The sequence below is a fragment of the Bradyrhizobium sp. Unk1 genome (assembly GCF_059512345.1).
The window spans coordinates 29,010-44,355 of sequence record NZ_JCAMOP010000009.1; the positions used below are offsets into that span (position 1 = coordinate 29,010).

The following is a 15,346-nucleotide window of genomic DNA, read 5'->3' on the forward strand; positions in this document are numbered from 1 at the left end:
AGCGATGGGCGGCGGATCCGAGCGCGACGAGCACTTCCTCCGCCTGTCCTTCGCGGTCGCGCGCCGCTCGCTCACCCATGGCAACCATCCGTTCGGCTGCGTCGTCGTCGATGCCGATGGCAAGGTGCTGATCGAGACCGAGAACGGCTACATGCCCGACCACGACGGCACTGCGCATGCCGAGCGCCTCGCGGCCTCGCAAGCCTGCCGTATGCTCGACCGTGAGGTGCTGGCGAAAGCCACGCTCTATTCCTCCGCAGAGCCCTGCGCGATGTGTGCCGGCGCGATCTACTGGGCCGGCATCGGCCGCGTGGTCTACGGCCTCAGCGAGCACCGCCTGCGGGGCGTCACCGGCAACCATCCCGAGAACCCCACGCTCGACTTGCCGTGCCGTCATGTGTTTGCCAGCGGCCAGCGGCCAACGGAGGTTGTGGGGCCGCTGCTCGAGGACGAAGCCGAAGCGCTGCACGACGGCGTGTGGACGAAGTAGCCGCTTCGCAACAACCGGTACCGTAGGGTGGGCAAAGCGAAGCGTGCCCACCAATAGCCAATCGCTTGGAAAGATAGTGGCAACGGCGCCTTGCGCCTTCGCCCACCCTACGATTCTACACTCTGGAGCTTCAAAAACAGAATGGCGCTACGCATCTCTGCGCGGCGCCATCGTTGTAGCTTGGAGACTCAGCCGATCAGAACTTCACAGTGATACCTCCGTAAACCGTCGACTCGGTGCAGCTCTTGGTGCTCTGGCCAGTCGCCGCGACGGTGCAGACACCGGCCATGGCGTTGTGGTCGAGGCCGAACTTGTTCTGCCAGTAGCGATAGGCAACCCAGAGATCGACGAAGTGCGAGTACTTGTCACCCCAGACCGCCTTCGAGGCATCAAAGGTCAGGCGGATCGGCTCGCTGTTCAGCTCGGTTTTGGAGGCGGTCGAGAACCGGCCGGGGCCCGAGAGCGCAGGCAGGCCGTTCGAGTCGCCCTTCGGTCCGTACCAGCCGGCGCGGCCGCTGATCGACCAGAACTGCATGTTCGGCGGCAGGAAGCCGAGGTCCATGTAGTAGTTGATTTCGACGGCCCAGGTCGGGTTGTAGCTGACATTGCCATCGGAGTTACAGCTCACACCCGGGAGGGGGCCAGCAAAACCGCTGCCGCACTGAGTGAAGGCGTTGTGGTTGGAGAACTCCCAGTACATCAAGGGCGCGACGTTGATGTAGCCTTTGTAAGGAAGATCGAAGGCGAACTGGAGACCGGCAACGACGTCCCGCTTGGCGGGCGCCAAGAATGTGTTCTCGGAATTGCCATCCATACCGACTTCAAACGAAATGTTCTGCAGCGGCCCCGTGGTGAAGGCCTTGGTGTTGAAGAGTTGGTTCCAGCCGAAGGTCGACCGGAACAGGCCGTAGATCTCGGTCGCGCCGGCGCAGTCGGCTGCACCGAAGGAGGAAGATAGACCAGGTGCGATACAGGGCGAAGCAGGGTCGTTATGACCCGACTTGAACATCGAGATGGTGAAGAAGTTGGTGCCGTAGGCCCAGAGATCGAAGTGCGTGAACGAATAGACCTGCTTGGCGGTCGTACCGTTGATGCTGCCGTTCGGATTGACGCTCCACATGCCGGGGTCAGTGCCCTTGGGCATCCAGGAGAACGTGACGCGGTTGTCGATCACCAGGAAGAACGGGACGTCCGACGCTTTCTTGGCAGCCTTGACCGGCAGGTCCGCTGCCTGAGCCAGGCCACTGGTAGCGAGTGTAGCAATCGACAGCGCCGCGGCTGCGATTGCCTTGAAACCAAACGACATCCTGAATACCCCCAAGTTTGGACACGTAAAAATGAACGCCCCTTGGGTGCGACACTTGCGCCGATCTCCCGGAGTGAGAAGCCTCAACTTCTTTCAAGGCATGCCGCTTGTTTCGGCAGGAGGCGGCCTTTCAACCCAGGAATTCGAGGATTTTTTCCGTTTCGCTGTTGCGTGCGCGCGGTGACGCGATGCCGAACATTCCCGTTTGATTTCATTTGTCTTTTGTGGCGGCGCAAGAATGCAGACACAATTGACGACGGCGACGGTTGGCGCGGTCGGGAATTGCATACGCGCGCCGGCGCGACTTTGCTCAACTTCACGTCAAGCCTGCACAGCGGGTTCCGATTTGGTTTGAGCCGTCACAAATTTGCAACAGGCGTCTCTCGCGGGAGGCCGCCGCAATGGCTCTCCCTGATCTCGGTTGACGACGATCATCGACTGACAAGGGCCGCGACTCGCGACACAGACCGCCTGCCGAAGCGTTGAGCAAGGGATGACGCTTTTTCACATCTTACGCGACGGTTCAAACTAGCCCACAATTGAGGCACTTCACCCCGTGCCAGCGCATCAGCGAATGTTAGACCAGACGTCCAACGACCTGCATTCCGGCGAGCCCCCTCTGCTTCAGACGATCGGGCTCACCAAGCGCTATGGGGATTTCCTCGCCAACGACTCCATCAGCATCGAGATCCAGCCGAAACAGATCCATGCCCTGCTCGGCGAGAACGGCGCCGGCAAGTCGACGCTGGTCAAGGCGATCTACGGGCTGATCCAGCCCAGCGCCGGCGAGATCCGCTGGCGGGGCCAGCCCATCGTGCTGTCGGGTCCATCCGAAGCGCGCAGCCGCGGCATCGGCATGGTGTTTCAGCATTTCTCGCTGTTCGACAATTTGACCGTCGCCGAGAACGTCGCGCTCGGGCTCGACGGCAAAGAGTCCTTCAAGGACATGTCAGCGCGGCTGGAGCAGGTGTCGAAGACCTATGGCCTGCCGCTCGATCCCAGGCGCGAGGTCTGGCAGCTCTCCGTCGGCGAGCGCCAGCGCATCGAGATTGTGCGCGCGCTGATGCAGGACCCGAAATTCCTGATCCTGGACGAGCCGACCGCCGTGCTGACGCCGCAGGAAGCCGACCAGCTCTTCATCGTGCTGGAGCGCCTCAAGGCCGAAGGCCGCGCCATCCTCTACATCAGCCACAAGCTGGAGGAGGTGAAGCGCCTCTGCGACACCGCCACGATCCTGCGTGGCGGCAAGAAGGTCGACACCTGCAATCCCCGGCTCGAGACCGCGGCTTCGCTCGCGCGCATGATGGTCGGCGGCGAGATCAAGGAAGTGAAGGCACCTGCCGGCCGGAAGACCACGGTGCCGCGGCTGGTCGTCAACGATCTCTCGCTGGCGCCGAGCGAGGCGCACGGCGTCCGGCTCGAGCACATCTCGTTCGAGCTGAAGGGTGGCGAGATCCTCGGCATCGCCGGTGTCGCCGGCAACGGCCAGGACGAGCTGTTCGCCGCGCTGTCCGGCGAACGCCTGTCGAACGACCCCGGCACCGTCGTGATCGAAGGCATCGCCGCCGGCCACCTCTCGATCACGCAGCGCCGCAAGCTGGGCGCGGCCTTCGTCCCGGAGGAACGGCTCGGCCACGGCACCGCGCCGCGCATGAAGCTCTCGGAGAACGCGCTGCTCACCGGGCACGCCGCCAGCGGCATGGTTCATCACGGCTTCATCGACACCGCGGCGACACTAAAAACCGTGGACCGCGCGACCGAAACGTTCGACGTGCGCAAGGCCAAGCGGGATCCGGAAGCGGCGAGCCTGTCCGGCGGCAATTTGCAAAAGTTCATCGTCGGCCGCGAGATCCTGCGCAACCCCGCGGTGCTGGTGGTGAGCCAGCCGACATGGGGCGTCGATGCCGGCGCCGCCGCCGTGATCCGCCAGGCGCTGCTTGATCTCGCAACCGCAGGCGCCGCAGTGCTCGTCACCAGCCAGGATCTCGACGAGCTCGCGGAGATCGCCGATCGGATCGCCGTGATGTTCCATGGCCGGCTGTCGGCGCCGCTTGCCACGAGCGAAGCCACGCGCGAAAAACTCGGCCTGTTGATGGGGGGCAGCAGCCTGGAGCCGAAGGAGGCCGAGCATGCAGTTGGTGCTTGAGAAGCGCGTCGAGCGCTCCAACACGATCGCGCTGGTCTCGCCGCTGATCGCGATCGGGCTGACGATCGTGACCATGATCATCCTGTTCGCGATCCTCGGCAAGAATCCGCTGCTCGCTCTGCATGCCTATTTCATCGCGCCGTTGACCGACGGCTATTCACTGCAGGAGATCGCGGTGAAGGCGACGCCGCTGGTGATGATCGCGATCGGGTTGTCGCTGTGCTATCTCGCCAACGCGTGGAACATCGGCGCCGAGGGCCAATTCCTGATCGGCGCGGTGGCCGGAAGCTGGATCGCGGTGAAGACGCAGGGCACCGATGCCGGCGCCTGGGTGCTTCCGGTCATGCTCGTGCTCGCCGCCGCAGCAGGCGCGCTCTATGCGCTGATCCCGGCGATCTGCAAGGTGAAGTTCGGCGCCAGCGAAATCCTGACCAGCCTGATGCTGGTCTATGTCGCCGACCTCTTTCTCGACTATCTCGTACGTGGACCCTGGCGCGATCCGCATGGATTCAACTTCCCGACCACCGCGGAGTTCGATCCGGTCGCAACGGTGCCGCTGCTGATCGAAGGCGGCCGGTTACATCTCGGCTCGATCATCGCCCTGCTCGTCGTCGCGGCCGCCGCGATCCTGCTCGGGCGCACCATCAAGGGCTTCGAGATCCGCGTGGTCGGCGCGGCACCTCGCGCCGCACGATTCGGCGGCTTCAACGCCAACCAGCTGATCATCCTGACCTTCGCGGTCTCCGGCGCGCTCGCCGGGCTCGCCGGCATCATCGAGGTCGCGGGTCCGGTCGGGCATCTCCAGCCCGGCATCTCGCCCGGCTACGGCTTTACCGCGATCATCGTCGCCTTCCTCGGCCGGCTGAACCCGCTTGGAATACTAATTGCAGGCCTTTTTCTCGCATTGACCTTTATCGGCGGCGAGCAGGCGCAGATCGCGATGAAGATCCCGTTGGACGTCACCAAGGTTTTCCAGGGCATCCTCCTGTTCTACGTCCTCGCCTGCGATTCCCTCATTCTCTATCGCTTCAAGCTGGTTTTCCCGAACCGACAGGTGACCCGTGGAACTGGTTGAAGCCATCATCCTCGCGGTGCTCGCCGCATCGACGCCGCTCCTGATCGCGGCGACCGGCGAGCTCGTGACCGAGCGCTCCGGCGTACTCAATCTCGGCGTCGAGGGCATGATGATCGTCGGCGCGGCCTGCGGCTTTGCGGGTGCGTGGCTCACCGGCTCGATCTTCATCGGCGCGCTGTTCGGCATCGTCGCGGGCACGCTGATGTCGCTGGTGTTCGCGCTGATGGCGCTCGGGCTCGCCGTCAACCAGGTTGCAACGGGTCTCGCGCTGACCATCCTCGGCGTCGGCCTGTCCGGCCTGATCGGCGCCGGCTTCGTCGGCGAGCGCATCACGCCCGCGATGCACCTCTATATTCCCAGCCTCACGGACATGCCGCTGATTGGCCGGGTGTTGTTCGGCGAGGACGCCTTCGTCTATTTCTCCATCGCACTCGTCATCGGCGTCTGGTGGTTCCTGTACCGCACGCGGGCGGGTTTGATCCTCCGCGCCTGCGGCGACAACCATGTCTCCGCGCATGCGCTGGGCTACCCCGTGCTGCGCATCCGCACCTTCGCCGTGATGTTCGGCGGCGCCTGCGCAGGCCTTGCCGGCGCCTACCTGCCGCTCGCCTACACGCCGTTCTTCATTCCCGGCATGACCGCGGGGCGCGGCTGGATCGCGCTGGCGCTGGTCGTGTTTTCGTCCTGGCGGCCGGGCCGGCTCGTGGTCGGCGCCTATCTGTTCGGCGCGGTGACGATCCTGCAACTACATGCGCAAGGCTGGGGCGTCGGCATTCCCTCGCAATTCATGTCGGCGCTGCCTTACCTCGCAACCGTCATCGTCCTGGTCCTGCTCTCCCGCGCGCGCACTGGCGGCTCGACCGCGCCGGCCGCGCTCGGCACCGTGTTCGTGCCGGACCGCTAAGTTTCATTTCCGCGGCGTGCGCAATGGGGCGCGTACGTTGCGGACCGTGGCTGTCCCCTGATGTTTGGAGATTGATGATGAGGAAATCACTTCTTGCGCTGGCTGCCGGGCTCTTGCTTGCCGGAAGCGTCAGTGCAGCCTCCGCCGCCGACAAGCTGAAAGTCGGCTTCATCTATCTGGGTCCGATCGGAGACTTGGGCTGGACCTACCAGCACGACCTCGCGCGCCAGGCCCTGGTGAAGGAGCTCGGCGACAAGATCGAGACCACCTATCTCGAGAACGTGCCCGAAGGCCCCGACGCCGAGCGCTCCATCGAGCAGCTCGTCCGCGCCGGCAACAAGCTGATCTTCACGACCTCGTTCGGCTACATGGACCCGACGCTGAAGGTCGCCAAGAAATATCCGAACGTGCATTTCGAGCACGCCACCGGCTACAAGCGCAATCCGAACATGTCGACCTACTCGGCCAAATGGTGGCAGGGCCGCTACATCCAGGGCCTGATCGCGGCCAAGATGTCGAAGTCCGGCGTGCTCGGCTATATCGGCTCGTTCCCGATTCCGGAGGTCGTCTCCGGCATCAACGCGACGATCCTCGCGGCGCAGACCATCAATCCGAACATCAAGGTTAAGATCATCTGGGCCAACACCTGGTTCGACCCGGGCAAGGAGGCCGACGCCGCCAAGGCGCTTATCGACCAAGGCGCCGACGTGATCATGCAGCACACGGATTCGCCGGCGGCGATGCAGATTGCCAGCGAACGCGGCAAGCTCGCCTTCGGCCAGGATTCCGAGATGATCAAGTTCGGGCCGAAGACCCAGCTCACCTCGATCCTGGACACCTGGGGCCCTTACTACATCGAGCGCGTCAAGGCCGAGCTCGCCGGCACCTGGAAGTCCGAGGACAGCTGGGGCGGCCTCGACAGTCACATGTTCGCGATGGCGCCCTACACCAATATGCCCGACGACGTGAAGAAGATCGCCGAGGATGCCCAAGCCGCGATCACAGCGGGCAAGCTGCATCCATTCAAGTGCCCGGTCGTTGGGCAGGACGGCAAGCCCGTCGAGTGCAAAGGTGGCGATCACCTCGATGACGGCCAGATCCTCGGCATGAATTTCTATGTCAAAGGCATCGACGACAAGCTTCCGGGCAAGTAGCACGCTTCTTGCTTTGCCTAGATCACCTGCTCCTCCCGGAGGAGGTTCGGAGGGGGTGGCCAGAAGCACCCGGCACTTGTGGTCGCCCCCTCTTTCTTTTTTTGCCCGGATTATCCCGCCTGCATCGCCCGCGCCGCCGCGCTGTGGCGGCGGACGAGATCGGGAACATCCAGTCCCGGGATCGCGCCGTCGATCACGGCCCATTGTCCCGCCACCATCACCCGGTCGGCCCGATGCGCCCCGCACAGCACCAGCGCAGCGAGCGGATCGCCGTGACCGGAGAAGCGCAGCTCGTCGAGCCTGAACAGGGCGAGATCGGCCGCCTTGCCGATGGCGATCTCGCCCAGCTCCGGCCGGCCGACGCACGCCGCCGAGCCTTTGGTCGCCCAGCGCAGCGCGTCCTTGTGGCTGACCTTGGCCACTCCGTAGCGCGCCCGTTGCAGCAGGAACGCCGCCCGCACCTCCTGCATCAAATTCGACCCGTCGTTCGAGGCCGAACCGTCGACGCCGATGCCGATGCCGACACCGGCCTCCTCCATCTCGCACACCGGGCAGCAGCCCGACGCCAGAATCTGGTTGCTACATGCGCAATGGCTGATGGTGGTCTTGGCCTTGCCGAGCCGCTTCATCTCGTCGGCGTTGAAAAATATGCCGTGAGCGAGCCAGGTCCGCGCATTGAGCCAGCCGCATTGCTCGAGATAGTCGAGCGGACGGCAGCCATACATCTGCTGGCAGAATTTGGTCTCGTCCTCGGTCTCGGCGAGATGGGTGTGCAGGCGCACGTCGAGCTTGTCGGCGAGATCGGCGGTGGCGCGCATCAGCGACGTCGTCACCGAGAACGGCGAGCAAGGCGCCAGCGCGATCTGCACCATCGCATCCGCGCCGCGCTGGTGATGCTCTGCAACCACCCGCGCGCTGTCGGCTAGGATCGTATCCTCGTCCTGCACGACGCTGTCGGGCGGCAGTCCGCCATCGCGCTGCGACAGGTTCATCGAGCCGCGCGTGAGCAGCACCCGGACACCGAGCCGCTTTGCGACTCCGACCTCGATATCGACGGATTCCTCGAGCCCCGCCGGGAACACATAGTGGTGATCCGTTGTGGTGGTGCAGCCCGAAAGCAGGAGCTCGGACATCGCCACGGTGACGCCGAGCTCGAGCGATTCCGGCGTCATCCTCGCCCACACCGGATAGAGCGCCTGGAGCCAGGGAAACAGCTCGCGGTCCATCGCCGCCGGCAACGCTCGCGTCAGCGTCTGGTAGAAATGATGATGCGTGTTGATCAGGCCCGGCAGCACGACATGCTCGCTTGCGTCGAACACCGCGACATCCGCCGTCGCAGGCCTGCCGCCGGCCGGCACGAGCTCGACAATCCGGCCGTCCCTCACCACGATCCCGCGCTCGGCGCCGTCCGCGAGGATGGCCAGGGGATCCCTGAGCCAGATCGGCTTTGCGTCGCTCATGATCCTGGTCTCCTCACATCCGCTGATGACAAGGCCGGCAAGGCGGCCGCCGGCCCGATCACCTTCATGCTACGACTTGCTTGTTGCGACTTGGCTCCGGTCTTGCAAGACTCATCTGTACGATTCACGGGCGAAAGCTTTGGCGCAGCCATGGATTTGAATACCATCACGACGGTGGCCCATCCGCAAACGCGCGCGCAACTGCCCGCCTGGGCGGAAGGTGATGCTTGGCTCGCGGGCGGCACCTGGCTGTTCTCGGAGCCGCAGGCCCACCTGAAACGGCTGATCGATCTCACTGATCTGAAATGGCCGGCGCTGACGATCACCGACACCCATCTCGCCATCTCCGCCACCTGCACCATCACGCAGCTCGACGGTTTCGCCTGCCCGCCCGACTGGCTCGCAGCCCCGCTGATTGGCCAGTGCTGCCGGGCTTTCCTTGCTTCATTCAAGATCTGGAAGACCGCGACGGTCGGCGGCAATCTCTGCATGTCGCTGCCGGCGGGACCGATGATCTCGCTCACATCAGCGCTGGATGGCGTCTGCACCATCTGGAAGGCCGGCGGCGGTGAAGAGAAGATTCCCGTCGTCGACTTCGTCATTGGCAACCAGCGCAACCGCCTGACGCCGGGCGACCTGATCCGGCAGATCGATATCCCGATTGCCGCGCTGAAGCGCCGCACGGCCTTTCGCCAGATCTCGCTGGCACCGGTCGGCCGCTCTGCGGCGCTTCTGATCGGCAGCCTGGATAACGATGGCACGCTGACGCTGTCGGTAACCGCATCGACGGTGCGACCGATCCAGCTGTCCTTTCAGAAGGCTCCGGACGCGGGTGCGCTTCGCGACGCGATCGCACAGCAGATCCCGGATGATCTGTACCACATCGATATCCACGGCAAGCCGCTCTGGCGCAAGCATATGACGCTAAGGCTCGCCGAGGAGATTCGCGGCGAGCTCCTGGGGACGACGCCATCGTGAATTTCGAGGTCAACGGCAAGACGTTCCCGCAAGAGCCGCGCGCCGGCCAGTGCCTGCGCACGTTCCTGCGCGAGCTCGGCCATTTCGGCGTGAAGAAGGGCTGCGATGCCGGCGATTGCGGCGCCTGCACCGTGCTGCTCGACGGCGAGCCCGTGCATAGCTGCCTGATCCCGGCATTCCGCGCCGAGGGGCGCGCCGTCACCACGATCGAAGGGCTCGGTAGCGACCGCGGCGCGCATCCGATGCAGCAGGCGTTCCTCGACGCGCAGGGCTTCCAATGCGGCTTCTGCACCGCCGGCATGATCCTGACCTGCGCCTCGCTGAACCAGGCGCAGCGTACCGATCTCGGATCGGCGCTGAAGGGCAATATCTGTCGCTGTACCGGCTATCGCTCGATCGAGGACGCGCTGCTCGGCAAGACCAATGTCGAGGAGAGCGTCGAGGCCGGTGCCGCCTTCGGCCGCAGCCTGCCGGCGCCCGCAGGCCCCGACGTCGTCCGCGGCAAGGCGCGCTACACCTTCGACACGCAGATCGACGGCCTGCTACACATCAAGCTGCTGCGCTCGCCGCACGCGCACGCGAAAATCGTCGCGATCGACAAGTCGGATGCGCTACGCGTGCCCGGCGTGCACGCGGTGCTGACGCATGAGGATGCGCCGTCGGTGCTGATCTCGACCGCGCGGCATGAGAAGGACTGGATGGATCCGGAGGATACTCGCATCCTCGATGACGTCGTCCGCTTCATCGGCCAGAAGGTCGCCGCCGTCGTCGCCGAGAGCGAGGCCGCCGCCGAGGAGGCGTGCCGGCGGCTGAAGGTCGACTACGAAATCCTGCCTGCGCTGATCGACCCGGAGCAGGCGATGGCGCCGGGCGCACCTGTCATTCATCCTGACCGTACCACCGCGAACCGCATCGCCGATCCCCAGCGTAACCTCGCAGCCGAGACGCATGGCGAATACGGCGACGTGGCGGCGGCGCTCGCGACGTCCGCCGTCACCTATGAGGCGACCTTCCACAGCCACCGCGTGCAGCATGCGGCACTGGAGACCCATGGCGGCCTCGCCTGGCTCGACGCTTCAGGCGTGCTCAATGTCCGCACCTCCACGCAGGTGCCGTTCCTGACCCGCCGCGCGCTGTCGGACATCTTTGAGCTCCCCTTGGACAAGGTCCGCGTGTTCTGCGAACGCGTCGGCGGCGGTTTTGGCGGCAAGCAGGAGATGTTCGTCGAGGACATTCTGGCACTGGCTACGCTCAAGACCGGACGACCGGTCAAGCTGGAGCTGACCCGCGAGGAGCAGTTCATCGCGACCTCGACCCGGCATCCGATGCGGGTCCACATCAAGGCCGGCGCCGATGCCGACGGCAGGCTCACCGCGCTCCAGCTCGAGGTGCTCTCCAACACCGGCGCCTACGGCAATCATGCCGGCCCCGTGATGTTCCACTCGCTGTCCGAGTCCATCGCTGTCTACAACTGTCCGAACAAGAAGGTCGACGGCTTCGCCGTCTACACCAACACGGTGCCATCGGGCGCGTTTCGCGGCTATGGCCTGCCCCAAACGCAGATCGCGATCGAAGCCGCGATCGACGAGTTGGCACGGCAGCTCAGCATCAGCCCCTACGACATGCGCCGGCGCAACGTCATCAAGACAGGCGATCCCATGCTGTCGCCGCCGCCGTCCGAATTTCACGACGTGCTCTTTGGCTCCTACGGGCTCGACCAATGCCTCGACCTCGTCGAACGCGCCATGCAGGCCGACGGCCCGCAGCCGGACCTGACGCCGGAGTGGCTGATCGGCGACGGCGTCGCGCTGACCATGATCGACACGGTGCCGCCGGCCGGCCATCTCGCGGATGCGATGATCGCGCTCAACGACGACGGCGGCTTCGACCTCACCGTCGGCACCGCCGAGTTCGGCAACGGCACCAGCACCGTGCACCGGCAGATCGCGGCGACGACGCTGGCAACCACCGTCGACAGGATCCGCCTGCGACAGTCCGACACCGCCCATGGCGGTCACGACACCGGCGCCTATGGCAGCGCCGGCACCTTCGTCGCCGGCAAGGCGACGCATGCCGCCGCCATGCAGCTTGCGACGGATCTGAAGGCGGCGGCCGCAGATGCCTGGCTGTGCGACGTCGGAACTTGCGCGCTTGAGGGCGAGACGGTTGTCAGTGGTGTCCGGCGGATGTCCTTCGCTGAACTGGCGAAGCTCGCGCGCGAACGCGGGCAGCCGTTCGCGGCCAGCGGCAATTCCGAGGGGACGCCGCGCTCGGTCGGCTTCAACGTCCAGGGCTTTCGCGTCGCCGTGAACAAGGGCACCGGCGAGATCAAGATTCTCCGGAGCGTGCAGGCGGCGGACGCCGGCGTCGTCGCCAATCCCATGCAGTGCCGCGGCCAGGTCGAGGGCGGCGTCGCGCAGGCGATCGGGGCGGCGCTCTACGAGGAGATGGTGATCGACGCGACCGGCCGCGTCACCAACCCGAAATTCCGCGACTACCATCTGCCCTCCTTCGCAGACGTTCCGCGCACGGAGGTCTTCTTCGCCGAGACGTCCGACACGATCGGGCCGCTGGGCGCCAAGTCGATGAGCGAGAGCCCGTACAATCCGGTCACCGCCGCGCTCGGCAACGCGATCGCGGATGCCACCGGCATCCGCTTCACCGCGCCGCCGTTCAAGCCGGACCGGCTGTTTCCGGCGCTGCACGAGAAGTTTGGGAATTAACTGCCGCGATAGGTCGAGTAGCTCCACGGCGTAACCAGCAGCGGCACGTGGTAGTGGCTTTCCGGCTCGCTGATCGCAAAGCGCAGCGGTATCTCGTCGAGGAACGGCGGGTCTGACAGCGGCACGTTGCGTTCCGCGTAATATTTGGCAACGCTGAATTTGAGCTCATAGCGACCGATCGGCAGCGGACGGCCGCCGATCAGCGGCTGGTCGGTGCGGCCATCGGCATTGGTCACGGCGCGCGCGATCACGCGGCTCTCGCCGAGATTCGCAAGCTCGACGAGCTCCACCGGGATACCGGCTGCAGGCTTTCCGGCATGATTGTCGAGCACATGCGTCGAGAGCTGGCCGTGCACCTTCAGCCTGTCGTCGGCGACGACGAGCTGATCGAGCCGCAGCGCGGAGATGCGGCCGATCTCCTCGATCGCACGCCGCGTCTCGGTCTTGGCGATATTGCGCAACCGCGTCTCGAAGTCGCGCAGCACGGAATCCCTGGTGTGACGGCGCACGCAGACGATATAGGGGAAGCCGAACTTGTCGCGATAGGCGTTGTTGACGCGCTCGAACGCGGCGTATTCTGCATCCGAGAGACGGTCGAGGCCGGCGCTGTTCTGCTCGTCTGTCGATTCTGCAGTGAGCCCCGCTGCACGCTGGGTCTTGTTGGCGAGATCGGGATGCGCCCGGATCAGCGCGAGCTGCACGTCGGGCTCGGCGCTCTGGATCGCTGCCATCAGCGCTGAGTGCAACTGGTTGATACCGGCGAACGGCCGCTGCCCGGCAAGTTTCTCCGCAATCCACGGTGAGTATTCGACGACGTTGGCGAGGGCCGCGACAAAGCCGGCCTGATCAGCAGCATTGAGATCGGCGAGCGAGATTTGCGCCATCGTCCTCACCCGATCTCGAATGCGTCGGCGGCAAGATGCGCATGCTTGTCGTGCCAGTGCTGCGCGATCTGGAGCCGCGTCGGCACCCAGACGCGATCGTGCTTGCCGATATAGTCGAGGAAGCGGATCAGTCCCGCGGCGCGGCCGGGCCGGCCGGCAAGACGGCAGTGCAGCCCCACCGACATCATCTTCGGCGCGGTCTCGCCCTCGGCATAGAGCACGTCGAAGGCGTCCTTCAGATAGGTGAAGAACTGCTCACCTTCCGCAAACCCCTGCGGGTTGATGAAGCGCATGTCGTTGGCGTCTAACGTATAGGGAATGATGAGCTGCTTGCCGTTCGCGCCCTTGACCCAATAGGGCAGATCGTCGGCATAGGAGTCGCACAGATAGAGGAATCCGCCCTCCTCCATCAGGAGGCGGTTGGTGTTGATCGAGGAGCGCCCGGTGTACCAGCCGAGCGGCCGCGAGCCCGTCGCCTCGGTGTGGACGCGAATGGACTCGGCGATCTCGGCGCGCTCCTGCGCCTCGGTCATGTCCTTGTGCTCGATCCATTTCAGACTGTGGCTCGCGATGTCCCAGCCTGACTCCTTCATCGCCGCGACAATCTCCGGATTCCGCTTCAGCGCAGTGGCGACACCGAACACGGTCGTCGGCCACTTCCGCGCGTTGAACATCCGCCACAGCCGCCAGAAGCCGGCGCGCGAGCCATATTCGAACATCGATTCGATATTGGCGTGGCGCTGGCCCGGCCAGGGCTGCGCGCCGAGGACGTCGGACAGAAACGCTTCCGAGGTGCGATCGCCGTGCAAGATGTTGTTCTCGCCGCCCTCCTCGAAATTGACGACGAACTGCACCGCGACCCGCGCGTTGTCAGGCCATTGCGGATGCGGCGGGTTGCGGCCGTAACCGTGGAGATCGCGCGGGTAGCTTGTATCCGTCACTCAGACTTCCTCGAAGCGGATCGGCAGGGCGCCCTTCCAGAGCACGCTCTTGCCGAGGGGCGCGAGATTCTCGAGGCCCGAGGTCAGCGTGATGAAATGGTTGCCGGCGAGCTGGCCCATTTTGCTGGCGAAGTGCACGCCGCCATAGGCGAGCAGGATCTCGGTTTCGCTGATGCCGCCCGGATAGAGGATGATCTGACCCGGCGCGGGATAGCTGGTGTGGTTCTCGTAGCCGACGCCGAAATCGAGATCGCCGAGCGGCATCCACACGCCCTCGCCGCTCCAGCGCACATGGATGATGTGGCTTTCGAACGGCAGCGCCTTGCGGAACGCAGCGACGGTCTTGGGCGCCAGTTGCTCCTCGAAGCGGGCATCGAAGGTGAAGTCGCCGGCGCGAATAACGAGTTTGCTCATCTCATCTCTCTGGATCGAGGGCTAAAGGCCCACGGGGAATTTTCAAGCAAAGAGCATTCCAGGGGGCTTCGCGCAAGTGGCGCGGCCCGTCATCTGCGGTCGTAGGACCAGCCGAAAATACCGCTCCGCCGCACCTCCGGCTCGGGCTCGGCGGCGGGCGCGGCCGAAGGGGGCGCCTCCTTCAGTTCCGCCTGTGGCGGAGGCGGAGGCGGCGCCGGCAGATTCTCGCATTTCATGGAGTAGACCAGCTTGCCGTCCGCTGTCCGCCCGATCGGGGCGCACGGATCTGGATGCGCTGCCGAGGTCTTTGGCGTGAGCTTAACCTGCGCGGCCGCCGGCGAGGCGATCAGGAGAAGGACCAGCAGATATTTCGACATCGTTGTCGCCTGAGAACTCAATTCACCTCATTGAACCGGATTGCCGGGGGCAAGTCCACCGGCGCTGCGGGCACGATTGCCGAATATTTGGCCGGGGCTAAAAAATTTGCTCGCCCCAACGTGATGGCCGCGCTTGGGATCGTGAAACCGGCCCGGCTGATATTCGGCAGGGGACATCGCCATGTCAGCCACGACCGCGAACACAGGCGACATCTTTCTCACAGCCTGAATCGCCGTCACGGGAGAAACAACCATGCGAAGGACCTTTGCCATTCTCGGCGTCACCCTGATTGCCGCCGCCACCATCCAGACCGCCGCCGCGAGCGACCGCCACCGCAGAAGCAAGGCACACCCCGCCCCGATCAGCCAGTCGGTCCGCGACTCCAACGCGTTCTGGCCGTCGCAGTCGACCACACCCAACTGGCAGCGCTACGCCAACGGCGCGCTGTCGGCACCAGCGGGGCGATGATGCGGGCGTAGAACGCGGTTGCTGC

General features: G+C 64.9%; 15 protein-coding genes. 8 read left to right on the forward strand and 7 right to left on the reverse strand.

Features of this window, described 5'->3' with window-relative positions:
- The first annotated feature begins 4 nt into the window (after positions 1-4).
- Positions 5-490: a nucleoside deaminase gene (locus AC5ZFO_RS13385; protein WP_282524259.1), complete on the forward strand. Its 486-nt coding sequence runs from the start codon at positions 5-7 to the stop codon at positions 488-490.
- 196 nt (positions 491-686) lie between these two features.
- Here AC5ZFO_RS13385 and AC5ZFO_RS13390 read toward each other — a convergent pair whose 3' ends face one another.
- On the reverse strand, positions 687-1,796 hold the full coding sequence (locus tag AC5ZFO_RS13390) for a hypothetical protein (protein WP_282524260.1): 1,110 nt from the start codon (positions 1,794-1,796) through the stop codon (positions 687-689).
- A gap of 574 nt (positions 1,797-2,370) precedes the next feature.
- Between AC5ZFO_RS13390 and AC5ZFO_RS13395 the strand changes: the two genes are divergently transcribed.
- From AC5ZFO_RS13395 to AC5ZFO_RS13410, 4 genes are all read left to right on the forward strand, one after another.
- Positions 2,371-3,942, forward strand: a complete 1,572-nt coding sequence (locus tag AC5ZFO_RS13395) for an ABC transporter ATP-binding protein (RefSeq protein WP_282524261.1) — start codon at positions 2,371-2,373, stop codon at positions 3,940-3,942.
- Positions 3,926-5,017 carry an ABC transporter permease gene (locus AC5ZFO_RS13400; RefSeq protein ID WP_282524262.1) on the forward strand — a complete coding sequence of 364 codons (1,092 nt, stop codon included), beginning with the start codon at positions 3,926-3,928 and terminating at the stop codon, positions 5,015-5,017. Before AC5ZFO_RS13395 ends, AC5ZFO_RS13400 begins: the two co-directional genes overlap by 17 nt.
- Positions 5,004-5,921, forward strand: a complete 918-nt coding sequence (locus tag AC5ZFO_RS13405) for an ABC transporter permease (protein WP_282524263.1) — start codon at positions 5,004-5,006, stop codon at positions 5,919-5,921. The genes AC5ZFO_RS13400 and AC5ZFO_RS13405 overlap by 14 nt, the downstream gene beginning before the upstream one ends.
- Before the next feature lie 77 nt (positions 5,922-5,998).
- Entirely contained in the window at positions 5,999-7,075 is a 1,077-nt protein-coding gene (locus tag AC5ZFO_RS13410) for a BMP family ABC transporter substrate-binding protein (protein WP_282524264.1), read from the forward strand.
- A 110-nt stretch (positions 7,076-7,185) separates the two neighbouring features.
- Here the strand turns inward: AC5ZFO_RS13410 and AC5ZFO_RS13415 are convergent, their stop codons facing one another.
- Positions 7,186-8,535 (reverse strand): 8-oxoguanine deaminase, encoded by a 1,350-nt coding sequence (locus AC5ZFO_RS13415; RefSeq protein WP_282524265.1) that lies wholly within the window; start codon positions 8,533-8,535, stop codon positions 7,186-7,188.
- A 150-nt stretch (positions 8,536-8,685) separates the two neighbouring features.
- On the opposite strand from AC5ZFO_RS13415, the gene AC5ZFO_RS13420 reads away from it, so the two are divergent.
- Both AC5ZFO_RS13420 and AC5ZFO_RS13425 read left to right on the forward strand, forming a co-directional pair.
- Positions 8,686-9,513, forward strand: a complete 828-nt coding sequence (locus AC5ZFO_RS13420; RefSeq protein WP_282524266.1) for an FAD binding domain-containing protein — start codon at positions 8,686-8,688, stop codon at positions 9,511-9,513.
- On the forward strand, positions 9,510-12,236 hold the full coding sequence (locus AC5ZFO_RS13425; RefSeq protein ID WP_282524267.1) for a molybdopterin-dependent oxidoreductase: 2,727 nt from the start codon (positions 9,510-9,512) through the stop codon (positions 12,234-12,236). The genes AC5ZFO_RS13420 and AC5ZFO_RS13425 overlap by 4 nt, the downstream gene beginning before the upstream one ends.
- Here the strand turns inward: AC5ZFO_RS13425 and uraD are convergent.
- The 5 genes from uraD to AC5ZFO_RS13450 form a co-directional block, all read right to left on the reverse strand.
- Positions 12,233-13,120 carry a 2-oxo-4-hydroxy-4-carboxy-5-ureidoimidazoline decarboxylase gene (uraD, locus tag AC5ZFO_RS13430; protein WP_282524268.1) on the reverse strand — a complete coding sequence of 296 codons (888 nt, stop codon included), beginning with the start codon at positions 13,118-13,120 and terminating at the stop codon, positions 12,233-12,235. The genes AC5ZFO_RS13425 and uraD overlap by 4 nt on opposite strands.
- Before the next feature lie 5 nt (positions 13,121-13,125).
- On the reverse strand, positions 13,126-14,061 hold the full coding sequence (puuE, locus tag AC5ZFO_RS13435; RefSeq protein WP_282524269.1) for an allantoinase PuuE: 936 nt from the start codon (positions 14,059-14,061) through the stop codon (positions 13,126-13,128).
- A complete protein-coding gene (locus tag AC5ZFO_RS13440) occupies positions 14,062-14,475 on the reverse strand; it encodes a DUF3830 family protein (protein ID WP_282524270.1) in 414 nt (137 codons plus the stop codon).
- 89 nt (positions 14,476-14,564) lie between these two features.
- Positions 14,565-14,852, reverse strand: coding sequence for a hypothetical protein (locus tag AC5ZFO_RS13445; RefSeq protein WP_038934641.1), 288 nt, complete (start codon positions 14,850-14,852; stop codon positions 14,565-14,567).
- Between the two features lie 27 nt (positions 14,853-14,879).
- Positions 14,880-15,125, reverse strand: coding sequence for a hypothetical protein (locus AC5ZFO_RS13450; RefSeq protein WP_282524271.1), 246 nt, complete (start codon positions 15,123-15,125; stop codon positions 14,880-14,882).
- On the opposite strand from AC5ZFO_RS13450, the gene AC5ZFO_RS13455 reads away from it, so the two are divergent.
- Positions 15,106-15,321, forward strand: a complete 216-nt coding sequence (locus AC5ZFO_RS13455; RefSeq protein ID WP_282524272.1) for a hypothetical protein — start codon at positions 15,106-15,108, stop codon at positions 15,319-15,321. The two genes, AC5ZFO_RS13450 and AC5ZFO_RS13455, sit on opposite strands and share 20 nt — an antisense overlap.
- The last annotated feature ends 25 nt before the right edge of the window (positions 15,322-15,346 follow it).